The organism is Ruegeria sp. YTSC325, assembly GCF_059609525.1.
The window spans coordinates 305,587-323,659 of sequence record NZ_JBXWLY010000001.1 but is presented as its reverse complement, the minus strand read 5'-3'; the positions used below and the strand labels follow the sequence as shown (position 1 = coordinate 323,659).

Sequence of the window (18,073 nt, the reverse complement as noted above, 5' to 3'; positions counted from 1 at the left end):
GGCGGCCCGTCTTTGCGGGCCGCTTTTTCGTCGCAAAGGTCAGGACAACCCGGCCTTTTGCATCCCATCCACAAAATGCCGAAAATCTTCATCGCTGGCGTAGTGCAGCATGCCTTCAATATCAGCGATCTTGAACTTTGGCTGGGCCTCGTAAATTGCGTCAACGTACGCTCGCGCTTCGTCCTGGTTTCCCAGCCACGCATGGCAGGCAGCGACATATGCGTTCTGAAGCGAGTCGAGGGCAGGCAACCGGGCGAAATCCTCTAATGCCTGATCATACTTCTTAGCACCGAAGCGCGCCTTTCCAAGATGGCTCCAGAACCGTGCAGGGTGGTGAGGGTTCAGACGCATCGCCCTTTGTATCCACTCGGCACCTTCATCGGCACGACCCGACCATGTCAGCAATTCGCCCATCTGAACCACAACCAGATCGTAATTCGGGTTCAGCGACAGCGCGCGTTCCTGATGATACCGCGCCCGGCCAAGGTTGTTTCGCAAAATCTCTACCGCAGCCATCAAACGATGAACATCTGCGTCGTTGTCATCCAGAGAAGCGGCCTTGAGGATCGCCTTTTCACACTCACCCAGCATGGCTTCACGATCATCGCACCAACCATATCCCCAAGCTTGACCGCGGATACAACCGCTCCAGGCATGGGCGTGCGCGTAATCCGGATCCAGTTCGATAGCGCGATCGATCAACTTTGTCGCCTCGGCATTATCCTCGCGCGTGCTGCGGTGATGCAGGACTTTCGCGGCCAAAACGCATTCATAGGCTGCAAAACTGGAAGGTTTCTTGCGCGTCAGCCCCTCTTGCTGCGAGGCTTCGATACGACCGGGAAGTGTGGCAACCACGGCCGAGATAACCTCGTCCTGTATTGTGAAAATGTCATCCAGGTCACGATCATACTTCTCAGCCCAGACATGGCCATCACTGTAACTATCAATCAGCTGAACGGTGACACGTACCCTGTTGCCAGCCTTTCGGACACTACCTTCGACGATGTATTGCGCACCCAGCTTAGCACCCACTTCGCGTACATTCACAGCCTGTCCCTTGTAGACAAAACTGGAATTGCGCGAGATCACGAACAGCTCATGCCGGCGGCTCAACTCGGTCAGCAAATCTTCGGTAAGACCGTCGGCAAAAAACTCCTGTTCGGTATCTCCACTCATGTTTGCGAAGGGCAAAACCGCGATAGAGGGTTTGACCACTTTGGTATCGCCATCACCTGCTGGCGCATCGTCTGCAACCGTGCCATCCAAAGCGACCCGATAGGCATGAACAGGTTGAGACAGGTTCTTAAGTGTCAGATCGCCTAGATCATCATATTGCAACTCCAATCGGTCCGAGACTTGTTCATGCACCGCGCCCGAGATCAGAACCTCACCAGCATTTGCAGATTGCTCAAGCCGCGCGGCGATATTGACACCGCTGCCGAAGATATCGCCATCCTCAAAAATGATCTCATCCAGATTTATCCCGATGCGGAAATGAATGCGCTGGTCCTTCGGAACATCTGCATTGCGACGCAACATCCGGTTCTGCACCGCGACCGCGCAGGTCACTGCTTCGCTGGCGCTGGGGAATTCAACCAGCATCCCGTCGCCCGTTGTTTTGATGATTTTTCCGCGGTTCTTGTCGATTGCCGGGTCGATCAGCTCGATACGGTGCGTACGCAGACGGGCAAGCGTGCCTTGTTCATCCGCTTCCATCAGCCGACTATAGCCCACCATGTCAGCGGCCAGAACCGTAGCTAGTCGGCGATCCATCGCGCACCTCCCTGACCAAAGTCTAGGACCGAACACCCCATTTCCAAAACAGATTTTGTAAAAACACCCAAGGCGTGTATCACGAAGACGCGAATGCCCTGATCAAGTGTATTCAGGCATCTTCAGAGCTTGGCAAACAACGCATCCAAACGGCGCATCTCATCCGCAATTCCGAATGGCGCATTTACAACGAACATCCCTGATCCGATCATGCGATGCCCTTCGCGCGCGGCGGGAAAGCGGACTTCGTGACACTCGACCTTTGGTAAGTCTTGCCCTTGCAGCGCCGCGACCATCGACTTGTGCCGCCCATCCGCAAGGATTGGATACCACAAGGCAAAAACGCCTACGTTCCATTTCCGATGCACTTTAGAGATAAAACCCGGCAGCCGGTCATACTCTGACTTCACCTCGTAGCTCGGATCAATCAACAGAACCCCTCGCCGCGGCGTTGGCGGCAGCAGCGAATGCGCCAACTCATATCCGTCCTGCTTGTAGGTTTTTGCTCCGAACCGCGACACGGCCAGCGACAAGGCGCCGAATTCTTGTGGATGCAGTTCGGCCAAATGCATGCTGTCCTGATCGCGAAGCAAATTACCCGCAATCAGGGGTGAACCCGCATAGGCGTGCCGTCCGTGTGTCGCCTGAACCTGCGTCAGTGCACGTGACAGCGGATGATCCGCTTTGAACCAACCTTCGCGCTGCACCCGCTTTATCCCGGCCAAAGCCTCGCCTGTTCGTACTGCTTCATCCGCGTCCAAGTGATACAAACCACGACCTGAATGTGTTTCGAGATAGGTCAATGGTTTGTCTTTTTGGGTCAAATATTCCAGCACCCATGCCAACAAAGCGTGCTTTTGCACATCAGCCAGATTTCCAGCATGGTAAATATGTTGATATGAGAGCATGTTGCCTTCTAAAGTCCCTATCATTAAGGCGGAAAGGTGCTGATTGACGCGGAATCAGCCCTTTTACCGGGCGAGATGGCACCCTATAAGACATCCGTCCCGGAACCGTCGAGTCGCGGGCAGTGGAAATTTTGACGAACGGGATCATTGAAAACATGGGAATCTTTGGCAATCTGGGCGGCCTGTTCACAGCGGACATGGCGATTGACCTTGGGACGGCGAACACGCTGGTTTATGTCAAAGGACGCGGTGTTATCCTGTCAGAACCCTCAGTGGTGGCCTATCACGTCAAGGACGGCGTCAAAAAGGTTCTGGCCGTCGGCGAGGACGCCAAGCTGATGCTGGGCCGGACGCCCGGCTCGATCGAGGCGATCCGTCCGATGCGCGAAGGCGTGATTGCCGATTTCGACACTGCCGAAGAAATGATCAAGCACTTTATCCGCAAGGTGCATAAACGGTCGACCTTCTCGAAGCCCAAGATCATCGTCTGCGTACCCCATGGCGCGACGCCAGTTGAAAAGCGCGCGATCCGTCAGTCGGTTCTGTCGGCAGGTGCGCGCCGCGCGGGCCTGATTGCCGAACCGATTGCAGCCGCCATTGGTGCTGGCATGCCGATCACTGATCCGACTGGCAACATGGTTGTCGATATCGGCGGCGGCACCACCGAAGTGGCCGTTCTGTCGCTGGGCGACATCGTCTATGCGCGCTCGGTCCGCGTCGGCGGAGACCGTATGGACGAGGCGATCATCTCTTACCTGCGGCGTCAGCAAAACCTGCTGGTGGGCGAATCTACTGCAGAACGTATCAAAACCACCATCGGCACCGCCCGGATGCCAGACGATGGTCGGGGCCAGTCAATGCATATCCGGGGCCGCGACCTGCTGAACGGCGTGCCCAAAGAAATCGAGATCAGCCAAGCCCAAGTGGCCGAGGCCCTTTCAGAACCTGTCCAGCAGATTTGCGAAGCGGTGATGACTGCATTGGAAACCACACCGCCCGATCTGGCCGCCGACATCGTGGACCGGGGCGTGATGCTGACCGGCGGCGGCGCGCTGCTGGGCGATCTGGACCTTGCCCTGCGCGAACAGACCGGTCTGGCTGTGTCGATTGCCGATGAAAGCCTGAATTGTGTGGCTTTGGGCACCGGCAAAGCGCTGGAATACGAAAAACAACTGCGCCACGCGATTGACTACGAAAGCTAAGGCGCGCACCCTTTCGGGGTAAGAACTCGGGCAAGAGCAGCACGGGAAGGTAACCTGTGGCAAACGACCGATCACAGCGCGATGAATACACGGCACCTCTGCGCCGCTTGTTGCTGGGGATTGTTGTGCTTTGCCTGTTGGGCATCTTTCTCGTCTGGCGCATCGACAGCCCTCGGGTTGAACGGTTTCGCGCGCAAGTGGTCGACAAGGTTGTGCCCTCGATGGAATGGGCGATGGTGCCAGTCACAGGAATCGTCAATCTGGCCCGTGACTTCCAAAGCTATCAGCGGCTGAGCGAACAGAACCAGGAACTGCGCAGCGAGTTGCGCCTGATGCGCGCCTGGAAAGAGGCCGCCCTGCAGTTGGAACAGGAAAACGCGCGCCTTCTGGACCTCAACAACGTACGGCTTGACCCGCGCCTGACCTATATCACTGGTGTCGTTATGGCCGACAGCGGCTCACCCTTTCGGCAATCGGTTTTGCTGAATGTTGGTGAACGCGACGGCATAATGGATGGCTGGGCAACGATGGACGGTATTGGCGTGGTAGGTCGCATCTCGGGCGTTGGCCCCGACACGGCCCGGGTCATCCTATTGACCGATGCCTCAAGCGCTATTCCCGCGACGATTCAGCCTTCGGGCCAGACTGCACTAATTGCAGGCGATAACACATCCGCACCCGCCGTCGAGTTTCTGGAAAATCGCGAACTTGTACGACCGGGCGACCGTGTTGTCACGTCAGGTGATGGCGGAGTGTTTCCCGGCGGCCTGCTGATCGGCCAGATCACGGCCGATCCGGGCGGGCGTCTGCGCGTACGCTTGTCTGCGGATTTCGAACGGCTGGAATTCTTGCGTGTTCTTAGGTTCCACTCGGCTCCTGCCATCGAAGACTCGGGGGATATCGTCGGACCACGACGTCCCGAAGCCGCCCTGACACCAGCAGAGGTCGGAGATGGATAGGAATGCGTCTCAGCTTTGGACCAAGCGTGCATTGTATCTGTTTCTGGCAATGCTGATCTTGTTCATGCACCTTCTTCCGCTGGATACAAAACCGGACCGCTGGCCCTTTCCCGATCTGTTGATCGCGTTGACGTTCGCGTGGGTCATGCGGCGGCCCGAATTTGTGCCGATTCCGCTGATAGCGGTTGTGATGCTGACTGCCGACCTGTTGCTTCAGCGTCCGCCGGGCCTGATGGCGGCATTGGTGGTAATGGGCGCGGCCTATCTGCGAACAGCATCGCTGGGCATGAGGGATGCCGGTTTTCCAAGTGAGTGGATGACATCAGCGGTGGTGATCACGGCAGTTTTTGTGCTCAACCGCGTTATTCTTGCTATTGTGTCCGTGCAACAGGCGGCATTGGGGCCAGTCGTGATTCAAGTGGTTCTGACAATAGCTATTTACCCCTTGATCGTTCTGCTGACACAGAGCGCATTCGGCGTTCAACGCATATCCGCCGCCGAAACCGGCACGATGGGGGCACGCTGATGAAGCAACAGAAGCCCAAGTCGCAAGGATTGGCCTATAAACGCTTACCCCGTCGGGCCTTGATTCTTGGCGGGTTGCAAGCTGCCTTTATCGGGGGTTTGGCCGCCCGCATGCGTTATATGCAGGTCGATCAGGCCGATGAATACCGCCTGCTGGCCGAAGAAAACCGCATCAACATTCGCCTGATCCCTCCGACGCGCGGACGTATATATGACCGAAACGGTCAGATCATCGGGCAAAACTCTCCTTCCTACCGTATCGTGATGGTCCGCGAGGACGCAGGCGATGTGGACGAAGTGCTGACGCGGCTGTCGTCCCTGATTCCGCTGACCGAAGACGAAATGGAACGCGCCAAGACCGAGATGCGCCGTTCGGCCCCGTTTCTTCCGGTCACGTTGGCTGATCAGGTCACGTGGGAGGATATCTCGAAAGTCGCCGTCAATGCGCCTGCCCTGCCGGGGGTGACACCCGAAGTCGGCATGACGCGGCAATATCCGCGCTACGAGGACTTTGCCCATGTGGTCGGATATGTCGGCCCAGTCAGTGATTATGACCTAAGCCAGATCGACGACCCCGAGCCGGTTTTGCGCATCCCCCGCTTTCAAATCGGCAAGGTTGGACTTGAGGCCAAGCAGGAAAGCACCCTGCGTGGCAAGGCCGGGGCCAAGCGGGTCGAAGTCAACGCCACCGGTCGCGTCATGCGCGAATTGGACCGGCAAGAAGGCGAGGCCGGCGCCGATCTGCAACTTTCCGTCGATGCCGATCTGCAGCAATACGCGCAAGCCCGTTTGGCGGGTGAAAGCGCCGCGGCGGTGGTAATCGACTGTGAGACCGGCGATATCCGCGCGATCAGTTCAGCACCCAGTTTCGACCCGAACCTGTTTGTGCGCGGTATCTCGGTTGGGGATTACCGAACCCTCACACAAGACAATTACCGCCCGCTTGCGAATAAGACAGTCCAAGGCACTTACCCTCCGGGATCAACCTTCAAGATGATCACCGCCATGGCCGCGCTTGAGGCCGGAGTGATCGGCCCCGGCAATACCGTTTATTGCCCCGGCCATCTAAAGGTGGGCAGCCGCCGTTTCCACTGCTGGAAGCGCGGCGGGCATGGGACTGTCGATCTGAACCTTTCGCTCAAGCGCAGCTGTGATGTCTATTATTACGATGTGGCGCTGCGGACCGGTATCGACAAGATTTCCGACATGGCGCGTGTTTTCGGGCTGGGCGTCAAACATGACATTCCGATGTCGGCAGTTGCGGCCGGGCTGGCCCCGAACCAGGCATGGAAAGAGCGGGTACACGGTGAAAGCTGGCTTGTGGGCGACACAGCAAATGCGTCGATTGGTCAGGGTTTCATGCTGGCCTCACCTCTGCAGCTTGCGGTCATGACTGCACGGATCGCCACCGGACGTGAAGTGAAGCCAAGACTTGTTCGTTCGATCAATGGGGTCGAAGAACCCTCGGGCCTGGGTGAACCTTTGGCGGTGAACCCGAACAATCTTGAACAGGTGCGCAAGGCCATGTTCTCGGTCTCGAATGACCGGGGTGGTACCGCCTATCGCAGCCGCATCATTGCTGACGATCTGCGCATGGCTGGCAAGACCGGCACCAGTCAGGTGCGCAACATCACCAAGGCCGAACGTGCCGCAGGCGTGATCCGAAATGAAGACCTGCCATGGGAACGCCGCGACCACGCGCTGTTCGTCAGCTTTGCCCCCTATGACAAACCGAAATACGCAATCGCTGTTGTTGTGGAACACGGCGGAGGCGGCTCTAAGGCCGCCGCACCTGTTGCGCGGGACATTATGCTACAGGCGCTTTACAACGGCACGCCCCCACTCGAAGCCTATCCTGTCGCAGACCGGGAACGCATAAAGGAACAACAGAAACAGCTTGAAGGCGACCGCCGCCCCAAAGCGCGTCCAACCACAAAGGACCGCGCATGAGCTATCTTGAATACGCCGTCAAATCCACGCCATCGGGGTTCCGCAAGTTCCTGTACATGAACTGGCCCCTGACGCTTTTGCTGATCAGCACAGCCAGCGCCGGGTTCCTGATGCTGTTTTCCGTGGCCGGAGGGTCCTGGACCCCGTGGGCCGAGCCACAGATGGAACGTTTTGGTCTGGGCCTCACAGTGATGTTCATCATCGCGCTGGTTCCGATTTGGTTCTGGCGAAACATGTCTGTATTGGCCTATCTGGGCTCGATCGGGCTGCTGATCATGGTTGAGCTTTTCGGAACAATCGGTATGGGCGCGCAGCGCTGGATTGATCTGGGCTTCATGCGGCTGCAACCCTCCGAGGTGATGAAAGTGGCGTTGGTGATGGTATTGGCCGCTTACTACGACTGGCTCCCTTCGCATAAAACCTCACGCCCGATATGGGTTCTGATCCCGGTTGCGCTGATCCTGATCCCGACGGCGCTGGTCCTGAAACAGCCTGACCTAGGCACGTCGATCCTGCTGCTTGCGGCGGGCGGAGGTCTGATGTTCCTGGCCGGTGTCCACTGGGCCTACTTTGCCGCCGTCATCGCGGCGGTGGTCGGCCTGATCGCCACTGTGTTCAACAGCCGCGGGACCGAGTGGCAATTGCTCAAAGACTACCAGTTCCGTCGCATTGATACGTTTCTGGACCCATCGACCGATCCCCTGGGCGCAGGGTATCACATCACACAGTCCAAGATCGCGCTGGGATCAGGAGGGTGGAATGGGCGCGGCTTCATGCAAGGCACTCAATCGCGCCTGAACTTCCTGCCGGAAAAACACACCGATTTCATCTTTACCACCTTGGCCGAAGAGTTCGGCTTTGTCGGCGGCATCACCCTGCTGACGCTATACGGGCTGATCCTTGTGTTCTGCCTAGTCACGGCACTGTCGACCAAGGACAGGTTCTCGTCGCTGGTGACGCTGGGCATCGCGTTGAACTTCTTCCTGTTCTTCGCGGTCAACATGTCGATGGTGATGGGGCTGGCCCCGGTGGTGGGTGTACCCCTGCCGATGGTCAGCTACGGTGGCTCGGCGATGCTTGTTCTGATGGCGGCCTTCGGCATTGTGCAAAGCGCCCATATCCACCGTCCCCGCTGATTTGAAAGGCCCCCGATGCCCGTAAACGTTCTGTTTTCCGCGCGCCCTGAATTGTGGCCCGTGTATGAACCACTGCTGACCAAAGGGTTGGAACAAGCAGGCGTGGATGCCCATCTTGCCACCGACTTGCCGGCCGATCAGGTCGACTATGTGGTCTATGCCCCGAATGGAGGGCTGCTGGATTTCACCCCCTATACGCACCTCAAGGCCGTGCTTAGCCTCTGGGCCGGGGTCGAAAAGATCGCGGGCAACTACTCTCTGACCGTCCCGCTGGCGCGGATGGTCGATCACGGGCTGACGCAAGGCATGACCGAATGGGTGGTCGGCCATGTGCTGCGTTATCATCTGGGGATGGACCGCCATATCACCCTGCAAGACGGCACATGGACACCCGAGGCCCCACCGCTGGCCCCTGAACGCACCGTTTGCATTCTGGGCCTTGGCATGTTGGGCGAGGCATCCGCGCGGGCACTGGCGGCGTTGGGTTTCAACGTCACGGGCTGGAGCCGCTCGCCCAAGGACATCCCCGGCGTCACCTGCCTGCACGGCGATGAAGGGCTGCGCAACGCGCTGGCCAGCGCCGAAATCGCCGTTCTACTTCTGCCCGACACACCGGCGACCGAGAACCTGCTGAACGCGGAAACCCTCGCCCTACTGCCCAAGGGCGCATGTCTGATCAATCCGGGCCGAGGCCCTCTGATCGACGACGACGCCCTGATGGATGCGCTGAGCGCCGGACACATCGGCCACGCCACGCTGGACGTGTTCCGGGTTGAACCCTTGCCAATCGACCACCACTATTGGGCGCATCCGAACGTGACGGTCACGCCGCATATCGCCTCGGAAACGCGGCCAGTGACAGCCGCGCAGGTGATCGTTGAGAACATTCGACGTGGCGAGGCGGGCGAACCCTACCTGCACCTCGTCGACCGCGCTTTAGGCTACTAGCCCGCGCCCTTTCAGCAACGCCTCGACCCCCGGCAAGCGGCCCCGGAAGGCCAGATACAACTCTTCGGCCTCACGCGAGCCACCGGTGGACAGGATATTCTCCTCCAGCGCCTTGGCGCGGGCGGGGTCGAAGGCACCCCCGGCCTCTTCAAAGGCCGCGAAGGCGTCGGCATCCATGACCTCGGACCACATATAGCTGTAATAGCCCGAGCTATAGCCGTCGCCCGCAAACACATGGGCGAAATGCGGGGTGGCGTGGCGCATTCCGATGGCCGGGGGCATTCCCAGACCCTCCAGCACCTTTGCCTGTTTCGCCATAGGATCGGCGGGGGCCGCACCGTCGTGGAATTCCAGATCAACCAGCGCCGAGGCGACATATTCGACCGTCTGAAACCCCTGATCGAAATTGGCGGCCTTCAGCACCTTGTCCAGCATGTCTTGCGGCATCGGCGCGCCAGTATCGGCATGGGTGGCGAACTCGGCCAGAACTTCGGGCACCTCCAACCAGTGTTCGTAAAGCTGGCTGGGCAGTTCCACGAAATCGCGCGCCACTGATGTGCCCGAGATGCTTTCATAAGTCACATCTGACAGCATCTGATGCAGCGCATGGCCGAATTCATGAAACAGTGTCCGCGCATCATCATAAGACAGCAGTGCCGGATCGCCCTTGGCGAAGTTGCAGACATTGATCACGACCGGAGCTTGCACCGTAGGAAACTTGGCCTGCGACCGCATCGCGCTGCACCACGCGCCGGATCGCTTGGAACCCCGCGCGAAGTAATCCCCGATGAACACCGCGATATGCTGACCGTTGCGCGTGACCTCCCACGCGCGGCAATCGGGGTGGTAGAGCGGTACGTCCAGCGGCGCGAACTCCAACCCGAACAGGCGGTTGGCGCAGGCAAAGGCGGCCTCGATCATCCGGTCCAGTTGCAAGTAGGGTTTCAGCGCGGCCTCATCCAGATCATGCTCGGCCTTGCGGCGTTTCTCGGCATAATAGCGCCAGTCCCACGCGGCCAGTGGGCCATTGACCCCATCCGCCTGCATCATCTGCGTCAGGGTCTCGGCATCCGCATCCGCGCGGGCCTTGGCGGGCTCCCACACTTGCATCAGCAAGTCGCGCACCTTGTCCGGCGTGCGGGCCATCTCGGTTTCCAGCTTGTAGGTGGCGAAATTGTCATAGCCTAGCAGCTTGGCCCGTTCTTCTCGCAGGGCGAGGATTTCGGCGGCGATCTCGCGGTTGTCTGTCTCGCCACCGTTGGCGCCACGCGCGGTCCAGGCCTTATACGCCACCTCGCGCAGATCGCGACGGGGCGAGAATTGCAAGAACGGCACGATGATCGACCGCGACAAGGTCACAACCGGGCCGTCCGCACCCTTTTCCTGCCCGGCAGCGCGGGCCGCATCGACTACGAAATCGGGCAGACCGTCCAGATCATCCTCGGACAGGGGCATGAACCACTCACGCTCATCCGCCAGCAGGTTCTGGGTAAACGATGTACCCAGCGAGGCCAGTCGCGCCTTGATCGCCTGCATCCGCGCATCCGCATCCCCGGTCAGGGCCGCGCCCGCGCGCACGAAGCCCCGATGGGTCAGCATCAGAACCCGCGCCTGTTCGTCGGTCAGGTTCAGATCATCCTTTCGGTCCCACAGGTCGGCCACCCGCCGAAACAGTGCCTTGTTCGACGAAATCCCCGAGAAATGCGCCGCCAGCTTGGGCGAGAAGTCACGCTGCAGTTCTTCACGTGCCGGGTTGCTGTCAGCCCCGGCCACGGTGAAGAAGACGGACAGAACCTTGTCCAATTGCTCACCCGCAGCCTCAAGCGCCTCGACCGTATTGGCAAAGCTGGGCGCGTCGGGAGTGTCCGCGATGGCATCGATCTGCGCGTTGTGCGCCTCTAGGGCCGCCTCCAGCGCAGGGGCAAAATCGGTATCGGCAATCGTGTTGAAGGGCGCGATTTCAAACGGTGTGGTCCAGTCGGACAGGATCGGGTTGGTCATGAAACTCTCCTTTGAGCACAACCTAGGAGCGCGGGGCGGGATGATCCAGTGCGCGCGGTCACTTACCACAAATCGGGCAATCGGCGCGGCGTGACAGTGTGATCTTGCGGCTTTCACCATAAAGCGCGTCATAGATCAGCATTTCACCGCGCAGGGCCTGCCCCGCCCCGGTGATCACCTTGATCGCCTCAACCGCCATCATCGAGCCCACAACGCCGGGCAGAGGGCCGATCACCCCCGCCTCGGAACACGACGGGGCCAATCCGGGGGCCGGGGCCTCGGGGAAGATGCACTGATAGCAGGGGGCGTTATGAGCGGGGTCAAAGACGCTCAGTTGCCCTTCCCATTGCGACAGCGCACCCGAGATCAGCGGCTTGCCCAGCGCAACCGCCGTGCGGTTGGCCAGATAGCGAGTGTCGAAATTGTCAGTCCCATCGAGGATCAGATCGAAATCGGCAAACAAATCCTGCGCGATCTCTTCGGTCAAACGACGGTGATAGGGCAGAACGATCACATTAGGATTTTGCGCCTGCATGGCCTGCTGCGCCGAGAACACCTTGGGCATCCCGATATCCGCGTCGCGGTGGATCACCTGACGTTGCAGGTTCGCGTTCTCGACCTCGTCATCGTCGATCACACCGACGGTTCCAACCCCGGCTGCGGCCAGATATTGCAGGGCGGGCGCGCCCAGACCACCAGCGCCAATGACCAGCACACGGGCCTGTTTCATCTTTTTCTGACCCGGTCCGCCCAATTCCCGCAATACGATATGGCGAGCATAACGTTCCAGTTCGGTCTCAGAGAAATGGTCGGATGGCATGGCGGGCTCCTTCGTGGCGGGCGTTGCACGGTTTCGCAACGCTTTCAGCACCCTTCCATAAACCAGAACCAGAACCGCGAAACCACCCAAGATCAGCCACATCGCTGCAGAGCCGCCAGTCGCCTGACGCAAGGGGTGGCCATCCGGCAGAACCAGTTGCGCCGTGATCACGCCCAACAGCAGCACCCCGACGGATGTCATGCGTGCGGTGCGCGACACGCCCGCCAGATAGCCCACGCCCCACAGCCCGGCAGCCAGAATGAAAACCAGCAGCATCAGCCGCGCCCGGTCGAGCCGAACCCACCCGCGCCGCGTTCGGTGTCGCTGAGCGTATCGGCGGTATCGAACGTGGCCTGAACGACCGGAGCCACGACAAGCTGCGCAATGCGTTCGCCGTGGGTGATCTCGAACACCTCCTGCCCGGCATTCAGTACGATCACGCCAAGCGGTCCGCGATAGTCGCTGTCGATTGTACCCGGGGCGTTAGGCAACGTGATCCCATGTTTCAACGCCAGCCCGGACCTTGGGCGCACCTGCACCTCATAGCCATTCGGGACTTCGATCCGCAGACCGGTGGGAACCAAGGCGCGCTGGCCAGGCTCCAACGTCATCGACGCGCCACCCGGCAGGTTGGCCCGCACATCCGCCCCCGCCGCGCCGGTGGTTTCGTAGGACGGCAACGGTACTGAGGGGTCAGAGCCGTCCTCGCGGATCACGCGAATTGCAACCATCTTGTTTCCTTTCCCTCACGCGGTCAGCGCGTCGGCGATCTTGCGCGCAAACCGCTCGGCCACAGCGTCCTTGCTCATACGTGGCCATTCTTCGGCCCCTGCGTCCGAAATCAGCGTGACCGCATTCTCGGACCCGCCCATGATGCCGGTGGCGGGACTGACATCATTGGCCACAATCCAGTCGCACCCCTTACGCGCGCGCTTCGCGGTGGCGTGTTCGATCACACTATCGGTCTCGGCGGCGAAGCCCACGACCAGCGCGGGGCGACCCGTTTCCAGATGCGAGACGCGTTTCAGAATGTCGGGGTTTTCCGCAAATTCCAGCGCGGGCAGGCCGTCGCGGGTTTTCTTCAGCTTCCGGTCCGAGGCGCTGGCCACCCGCCAATCCGCCACAGCCGCCGCAAACACGCCCGCATCCACGGGCAAGGCGGCGTCCACCGCATCCGACATCTGTTGCGCGGTCTCGACCGCAACCACCTGTACGCCTTGGGGCGGAGCCACATCCGCCGGGCCGGTGACAAACACCACCTCGGCCCCCAGCGCGGCCAGCGCCCGCGCCACCGCCGTTCCTTGCGCGCCCGAGGACCGGTTGGCGATATAGCGCACCGGGTCGATGGGTTCATGGGTAGGGCCCGACGTGACCAGAATACGCTTGCCCTGCAACGGGCCGCCGCCCAACTGGCCCTCAACCGCTGCGACGATCTCAAGCGGTTCGGACATGCGGCCGGGGCCGTATTCGCCGCAGGCCATATCGCCCTCGTTCGGGCCGACAAAGCGGATGCCATCGGCCTGCAGCTGCGCCAGATTGCGCTGTGTCGCCGGGTGATCCCACATCCGTACATTCATCGCAGGCGCACACAGAACCGGCGTGTCGGTCGCCATCAGCAGGGTCGAGGCCATGTCGTTGGCCAGCCCGCTGGACATCTTTCCCATCAGATCGGCAGTGGCCGGGGCAACCACTACAAGATCGGCAGAGCGGGACAGTTGGATATGGCCCATCTCGGCCTCATCGGTCAGATCGAAGAGATCGCGATAGACCTTCTCTCCGGCCAAGGCAGACACGGACAAAGGCGTCACGAATTCTTCAGCTGCGCGGGTCAGAACCGGGGTCACGGCCGCGCCGCGTTCGCGCAGGCGGCGGATGAGATCCAGCGATTTATAGGCTGCGATGCCTCCGCCGATGATCAGCAGAATTCGTTTCGATGCCAGCATGTTCAGCCCTTCCCGTCCCGGTCGGCCCTGACATTAGGCAAGCAGGCCAGACAGTTCCAGCGGTTAATTCTGCGTCTGGAATGCCAGACAGGGGTCTTCGCGTTCGACCGAAGGGCTGTCGATCACCGCGTCAAACTCGCCTGAGATCGCGCCATCCTCGGACTGCCCCAACACAAAGACTTTCAAACCAGGGCGCAGCCGGGACGTGAATGTCGGAATCCCGCGATCCTTGCGGGCATGCCCATTGCCGGTGATCACAGCAATCGGCCCGCCTGTTTCGTCATCGGCACGCAAGATCGAACGCGTCAGAACCGCGTCGCGCAAACGTTGGATGGCCACCATCTGAGGCAGCGCCTCTTGCGGGAGCGCATCGCAATGCGCCGTCAGTTGATCTGCCTCGCGTTCAGCCTGATCCGCAGCCGAAAGAGGCACGGTCAGCCCATAGCGCGCCGCATCCGCGCCCAGCGCCGTGGCAGCACCCCGTTCCATTGCAGCGCGCGCCGCCGCACGGGGAACCATCGCCCCATAGACCGGCGCATCGGTAGCCTGAAAGACCGGGTAATACATGCTGAGGGACGGCCATCCCATCTCGGCCCATTTCAGAATACGGTCCAATTCCTCGGGATTTGTCGCAGCTTTCTGAGCCAGCCGTTGCGCGCCCTCTTCGGTGACCATTTCCCAGACCACGGCCGAGGGGTTGACGATCTCTAATGCTTCTTTTTGTACGATGTGATGCTGCGGGTTGTCGTGGATTTCACCCAGGATCACCACGTCAGCCGCACGCATCTCATCGGCGACGTCATCCGGAATCAAACCGTCAGCCCGGCCTATACCGGCTGTAACCACAAACGCGCACAGCAGAATCGCAAACTGTCTCATGCGATGAAGTGTTGCACCTCGCGCGATTGCGCTTCAAGGTTCTTGCGCATTTTTACGAATGCCGCCGCTTCAAGCTGACGCACCCGTTCTTTTGAAAGACCCAATTCCTGCCCCAGGCTTTCCAAGGTACGCGAAGGCTCACGTAGTTTCCGTTCGCGGACGATAAACCGCTCGCGCTCGTTGAGCGATTGCATCGCGGCGACCAGCCAATGGCGCAGCTGTTCCATATCATGGCTGTTTTCGACCATTTCGGCAGCCTGTTCGCGCTCATCTTCCAGCGCGTCAATCCACTCTCGACCATCCTCATCCGCAGATTGCACCGCATTCAGCGAGAAATCGGATCCCGAAAGGCGGCCCTCCATCATCTCGACATCGCGCAGAGGCACACCAATTTCTGCGGCAATCATTTGATGCAACTGATGGCGGTCCAAATCCATTCCATCCGTCGCGGCCTCACGCTCCAGCCGGGCCTGCACACGACGCATATTGAAAAACAGTGATTTCTGGGATGAGGTCGAGCCGGTGCGCACCATCGACCAGTTGCGCATCACGTAATCCTGAATGCTGGCCTTGATCCACCAGACTGCATAGGTCGAGAACCGCACGCCCCGGTCCGGGTCGAACTTGTCGGCGGCTTTCATCAGGCCCAAACCGGCCTCTTGAATCAGGTCATTCATCGGCGCGCCGTACCGTTTGAATTTGGCCGCCATGGAAATCGCCAGCCGCATGTAGGCGGTAATCAAGCGATGCAAGGCTTGCTCGTCGCGATGATCTCGCCACGCATACGCCAGTTTAAGCTCGGTTTCTGCATCCAGCAGTTCCGCTTTCATCGCCTGTCGCGACATCGAAAAATCGTTTGTATTATCCAGAGCCATGGAAGCCTCCCATTTTCGCAGGCCTAGCCAGCCTTGCCTTGTCGACTTATGGTCGATACGCAGGACAAAACCGGGTGGATCACATGGAAGGTAACACCAGTGGGTTCGGATTTGACCTTTGTTATGGGCGGAGCAGCCTCGGGAAAGTCAGCATTTGCCGAACAACTCACTGTTTCAACAGGGAAAAACCGCGTCTACCTCGCGACTTCACAAGTGTTTGATGATGAAATGCACAAAAAGGTGAAGTCGCACGTGAAGCAACGAGGGGAGGGTTGGACGACGATCGAGGCTCCGTTCGACCTGCGCCCTGCTCTGGCCGCTCTGACGCAGGATCAGGTCTGTCTGATTGACTGTGCGACGATGTGGCTGACCAATCATATGTTGGCGGAAAACGATCTGGAACAAGAACAAGCCCTGCTTTTGGATGCGCTGAATACCTGCAAAGCCCAGATTGTAATCGTATCGAACGAAGTCGGCCACGGCATTGTCCCCGACAACGCCCTGTCCCGCCGCTTTCGAGAGGCACAGGGACGTCTGAATATCGCATTGGCCGCGCAGGCCGATCTGGCGGTGCAAGTCACAGCCGGGCTGCCTCTGGTACTGAAAGGACAGCTGCCGTGACTCGCCTGCATCTTGTCCGCCACGGCCCGACCCATGCCAAAACCATGGTCGGCTGGTCCGACCTGCCCGCTGATCTCAGCGACACAGTGGCGATCCAGCGCTTGCATGACCATCTGCCGTCTGATGCGGTTGTTATCTCATCCGACCTGTCCCGCGCCGCGGATACGGCCTCGGCCATTCAGGGAACACGCACCCGCCTGCCCCATCACCCCGACCTGCGCGAGATCAATTTCGGCACGTGGGAGCTGCGCGGCTTCAAAGATATCGAGGCCGAAGACCCCGACCTCGCCTTTGCCTATTGGGACAATCCCGGTGACGTGCGCCCCCCAAATGGCGAAAGCTGGAACGAGGTGCGCGCGCGGGTAGATCCCGTCATCGACCGGCTGATTGCCGATCATAGCGGGCGCGATCTGGTCGTCGTGGTGCATTTCGGCGTGATCCTGACGCAGGTACAGCGCGCGCTGGACGTGACCGCACAAGAGGCGTTCAGCCACAAGATCGACAACCTCTCGGTCACGGAACTGACCCATCACGGGGATCGCTGGTCGGTCGGTCGGATCAATCACCTCGCGTGATGCACCTGCGCACAAATCACTGATTTACCGACGCGATTGTCCGCGCCATCCTGCACCTATGACCTATGATCTGTTTATCGGGGACCGACTGTTTTCCAGCTGGTCCATGCGCGGCTGGCTGATGCTGGAAAAGTTCAGCCTGCCTTACAAAACCCAAATGATCGGCCTCTATTCCGGCACCATGACTGAGGATATGAAGCCACTCGCCCCCGCCCGTCTGGTGCCCGCCTTGCGCATGCCCGACGGGACGGTGGTAGGCGAAAGCCTCGCCATGGCCGAAACTCTGGCCGAACGACATCCCGACGCCGGGCTGTGGCCTGCAGATCCAGCCGCCCGCGCCACCGCGCGCTGGTTATGCGCCGAGATGGTGGCCGGGTTCACCGCCTTGCGCGGCGAATGCCCGATGCAGTTGCACCATTGCTGGACTGGGTTTGAACCCTCAGCAGATACCTTGCGCGACCTTGACCGGATCGAGACCCTTTGGGCCCATGCTCGCAGCGTGTCCGGGGCCACCTCCGGTCCGCTGTTTGGCGACTATTCCCTGGCGGATGTCTTCTATACGCCGGTGGCCGCGCGGATTATCGGCTATGGTCTGCCAGTCTCGGACGCAAACCGGGTCTATTGCCTTGACCTGCTGTCAGACCTGTCCGTCCGCCAATGGCGCGCGATGGGATTGACTGTGTCCTATGACCCCTTCCCCTACGCACTGGGATTGGCAACACAACCCTGGCCAGTCGGCTCGCCCGTAGCCCGCGTTGTGGACGCAGGCCCCTCGGTCAACGCCATCTGCCCCTATTCCGGCGACACTGTGACGGATTTCCTTGAATTGGATGGCCGCATTTGGGGCTTCTGCAACCCGTTCTGCCGTGACAAAACCGCCGCAGATCCGGGCGCGTGGCCGAAATTCTCTGCCATGGTCGCAGGCGTTAACGATTCCTAAACCGCCTGCGTGCCAGCA

17 protein-coding genes are annotated in these 18,073 nt (G+C 60.0%); 9 read left to right on the top strand and 8 right to left on the bottom strand.

The annotated features are described in order from the left end of the window. Positions 1-39 precede the first annotated feature (39 nt). Together AC2FF7_RS01670 and AC2FF7_RS01665 are read right to left on the bottom strand one after the other, a co-directional pair. Entirely contained in the window at positions 40-1,773 is a 1,734-nt protein-coding gene (locus AC2FF7_RS01670) for an adenylate/guanylate cyclase domain-containing protein (protein ID WP_480866917.1), read from the bottom strand. 122 nt (positions 1,774-1,895) lie between these two features. Next, the gene (locus AC2FF7_RS01665) at positions 1,896-2,681 is read right to left on the bottom strand and encodes a 23S rRNA (adenine(2030)-N(6))-methyltransferase RlmJ (RefSeq protein ID WP_496905101.1); all 786 of its coding nucleotides are present in this window, start codon (positions 2,679-2,681) and stop codon (positions 1,896-1,898) included. Positions 2,682-2,836: 155 nt separating this feature from the next. Between AC2FF7_RS01665 and AC2FF7_RS01660 the strand changes: the two genes are divergently transcribed. From AC2FF7_RS01660 to AC2FF7_RS01635, 6 genes are read left to right on the top strand one after another with little or no spacing between them, the layout of a single operon-like run. Further along, positions 2,837-3,883, top strand: a complete 1,047-nt coding sequence (locus tag AC2FF7_RS01660) for a rod shape-determining protein (protein ID WP_039523195.1) — start codon at positions 2,837-2,839, stop codon at positions 3,881-3,883. Positions 3,884-3,939: 56 nt separating this feature from the next. Next, complete coding sequence (gene mreC / locus AC2FF7_RS01655) at positions 3,940-4,842, top strand: rod shape-determining protein MreC (RefSeq protein WP_170353465.1); 903 nt, start codon at positions 3,940-3,942, stop codon at positions 4,840-4,842. Next, positions 4,835-5,368, top strand: coding sequence for a rod shape-determining protein MreD (locus AC2FF7_RS01650; RefSeq protein ID WP_170751714.1), 534 nt, complete (start codon positions 4,835-4,837; stop codon positions 5,366-5,368). The genes mreC and AC2FF7_RS01650 overlap by 8 nt, the downstream gene beginning before the upstream one ends. Further along, entirely contained in the window at positions 5,368-7,317 is a 1,950-nt protein-coding gene (gene mrdA, locus AC2FF7_RS01645; protein WP_480483209.1) for a penicillin-binding protein 2, read from the top strand. Before AC2FF7_RS01650 ends, mrdA begins: the two co-directional genes overlap by 1 nt. Then, complete coding sequence (gene rodA / locus AC2FF7_RS01640; RefSeq protein ID WP_170353468.1) at positions 7,314-8,453, top strand: rod shape-determining protein RodA; 1,140 nt, start codon at positions 7,314-7,316, stop codon at positions 8,451-8,453. The genes mrdA and rodA overlap by 4 nt, the downstream gene beginning before the upstream one ends. A 15-nt stretch (positions 8,454-8,468) precedes the next feature. Beyond that, a complete protein-coding gene (locus AC2FF7_RS01635) occupies positions 8,469-9,401 on the top strand; it encodes a 2-hydroxyacid dehydrogenase (RefSeq protein ID WP_496905100.1) in 933 nt (310 codons plus the stop codon). Here AC2FF7_RS01635 and AC2FF7_RS01630 read toward each other — a convergent pair. From AC2FF7_RS01630 to AC2FF7_RS01605, 6 genes are all read right to left on the bottom strand, one after another. After that, positions 9,390-11,402, bottom strand: a complete 2,013-nt coding sequence (locus AC2FF7_RS01630; protein WP_496905099.1) for a M3 family metallopeptidase — start codon at positions 11,400-11,402, stop codon at positions 9,390-9,392. The two genes, AC2FF7_RS01635 and AC2FF7_RS01630, sit on opposite strands and share 12 nt — an antisense overlap. Before the next feature lie 58 nt (positions 11,403-11,460). Continuing rightward, positions 11,461-12,498, bottom strand: coding sequence for a HesA/MoeB/ThiF family protein (locus AC2FF7_RS01625; protein ID WP_480866908.1), 1,038 nt, complete (start codon positions 12,496-12,498; stop codon positions 11,461-11,463). Next, positions 12,498-12,953, bottom strand: a complete 456-nt coding sequence (dut, locus tag AC2FF7_RS01620) for a dUTP diphosphatase (RefSeq protein ID WP_496905098.1) — start codon at positions 12,951-12,953, stop codon at positions 12,498-12,500. Before dut ends, AC2FF7_RS01625 begins: the two co-directional genes overlap by 1 nt. Positions 12,954-12,968: 15 nt before the next feature. Further along, entirely contained in the window at positions 12,969-14,165 is a 1,197-nt protein-coding gene (gene coaBC / locus AC2FF7_RS01615) for a bifunctional phosphopantothenoylcysteine decarboxylase/phosphopantothenate--cysteine ligase CoaBC (RefSeq protein WP_480866903.1), read from the bottom strand. 63 nt (positions 14,166-14,228) lie between these two features. Continuing rightward, complete coding sequence (locus AC2FF7_RS01610; protein ID WP_496905097.1) at positions 14,229-15,044, bottom strand: ChaN family lipoprotein; 816 nt, start codon at positions 15,042-15,044, stop codon at positions 14,229-14,231. After that, positions 15,041-15,919 carry an RNA polymerase factor sigma-32 gene (locus AC2FF7_RS01605; RefSeq protein ID WP_170353475.1) on the bottom strand — a complete coding sequence of 293 codons (879 nt, stop codon included), beginning with the start codon at positions 15,917-15,919 and terminating at the stop codon, positions 15,041-15,043. Before AC2FF7_RS01605 ends, AC2FF7_RS01610 begins: the two co-directional genes overlap by 4 nt. Positions 15,920-16,018: 99 nt before the next feature. Between AC2FF7_RS01605 and cobU the strand changes: the two genes are divergently transcribed. The 3 genes from cobU to AC2FF7_RS01590 are packed head-to-tail and all read left to right on the top strand — an operon-like array spanning position 16,019 to position 18,055. After that, on the top strand, positions 16,019-16,540 hold the full coding sequence (cobU, locus tag AC2FF7_RS01600) for a bifunctional adenosylcobinamide kinase/adenosylcobinamide-phosphate guanylyltransferase (protein ID WP_480866900.1): 522 nt from the start codon (positions 16,019-16,021) through the stop codon (positions 16,538-16,540). Further along, positions 16,537-17,115, top strand: coding sequence for a histidine phosphatase family protein (locus AC2FF7_RS01595; protein ID WP_496905096.1), 579 nt, complete (start codon positions 16,537-16,539; stop codon positions 17,113-17,115). Before cobU ends, AC2FF7_RS01595 begins: the two co-directional genes overlap by 4 nt. Before the next feature lie 58 nt (positions 17,116-17,173). Then, on the top strand, positions 17,174-18,055 hold the full coding sequence (locus AC2FF7_RS01590) for a glutathione S-transferase N-terminal domain-containing protein (RefSeq protein WP_496850044.1): 882 nt from the start codon (positions 17,174-17,176) through the stop codon (positions 18,053-18,055). Positions 18,056-18,073: the final 18 nt, after the last annotated feature.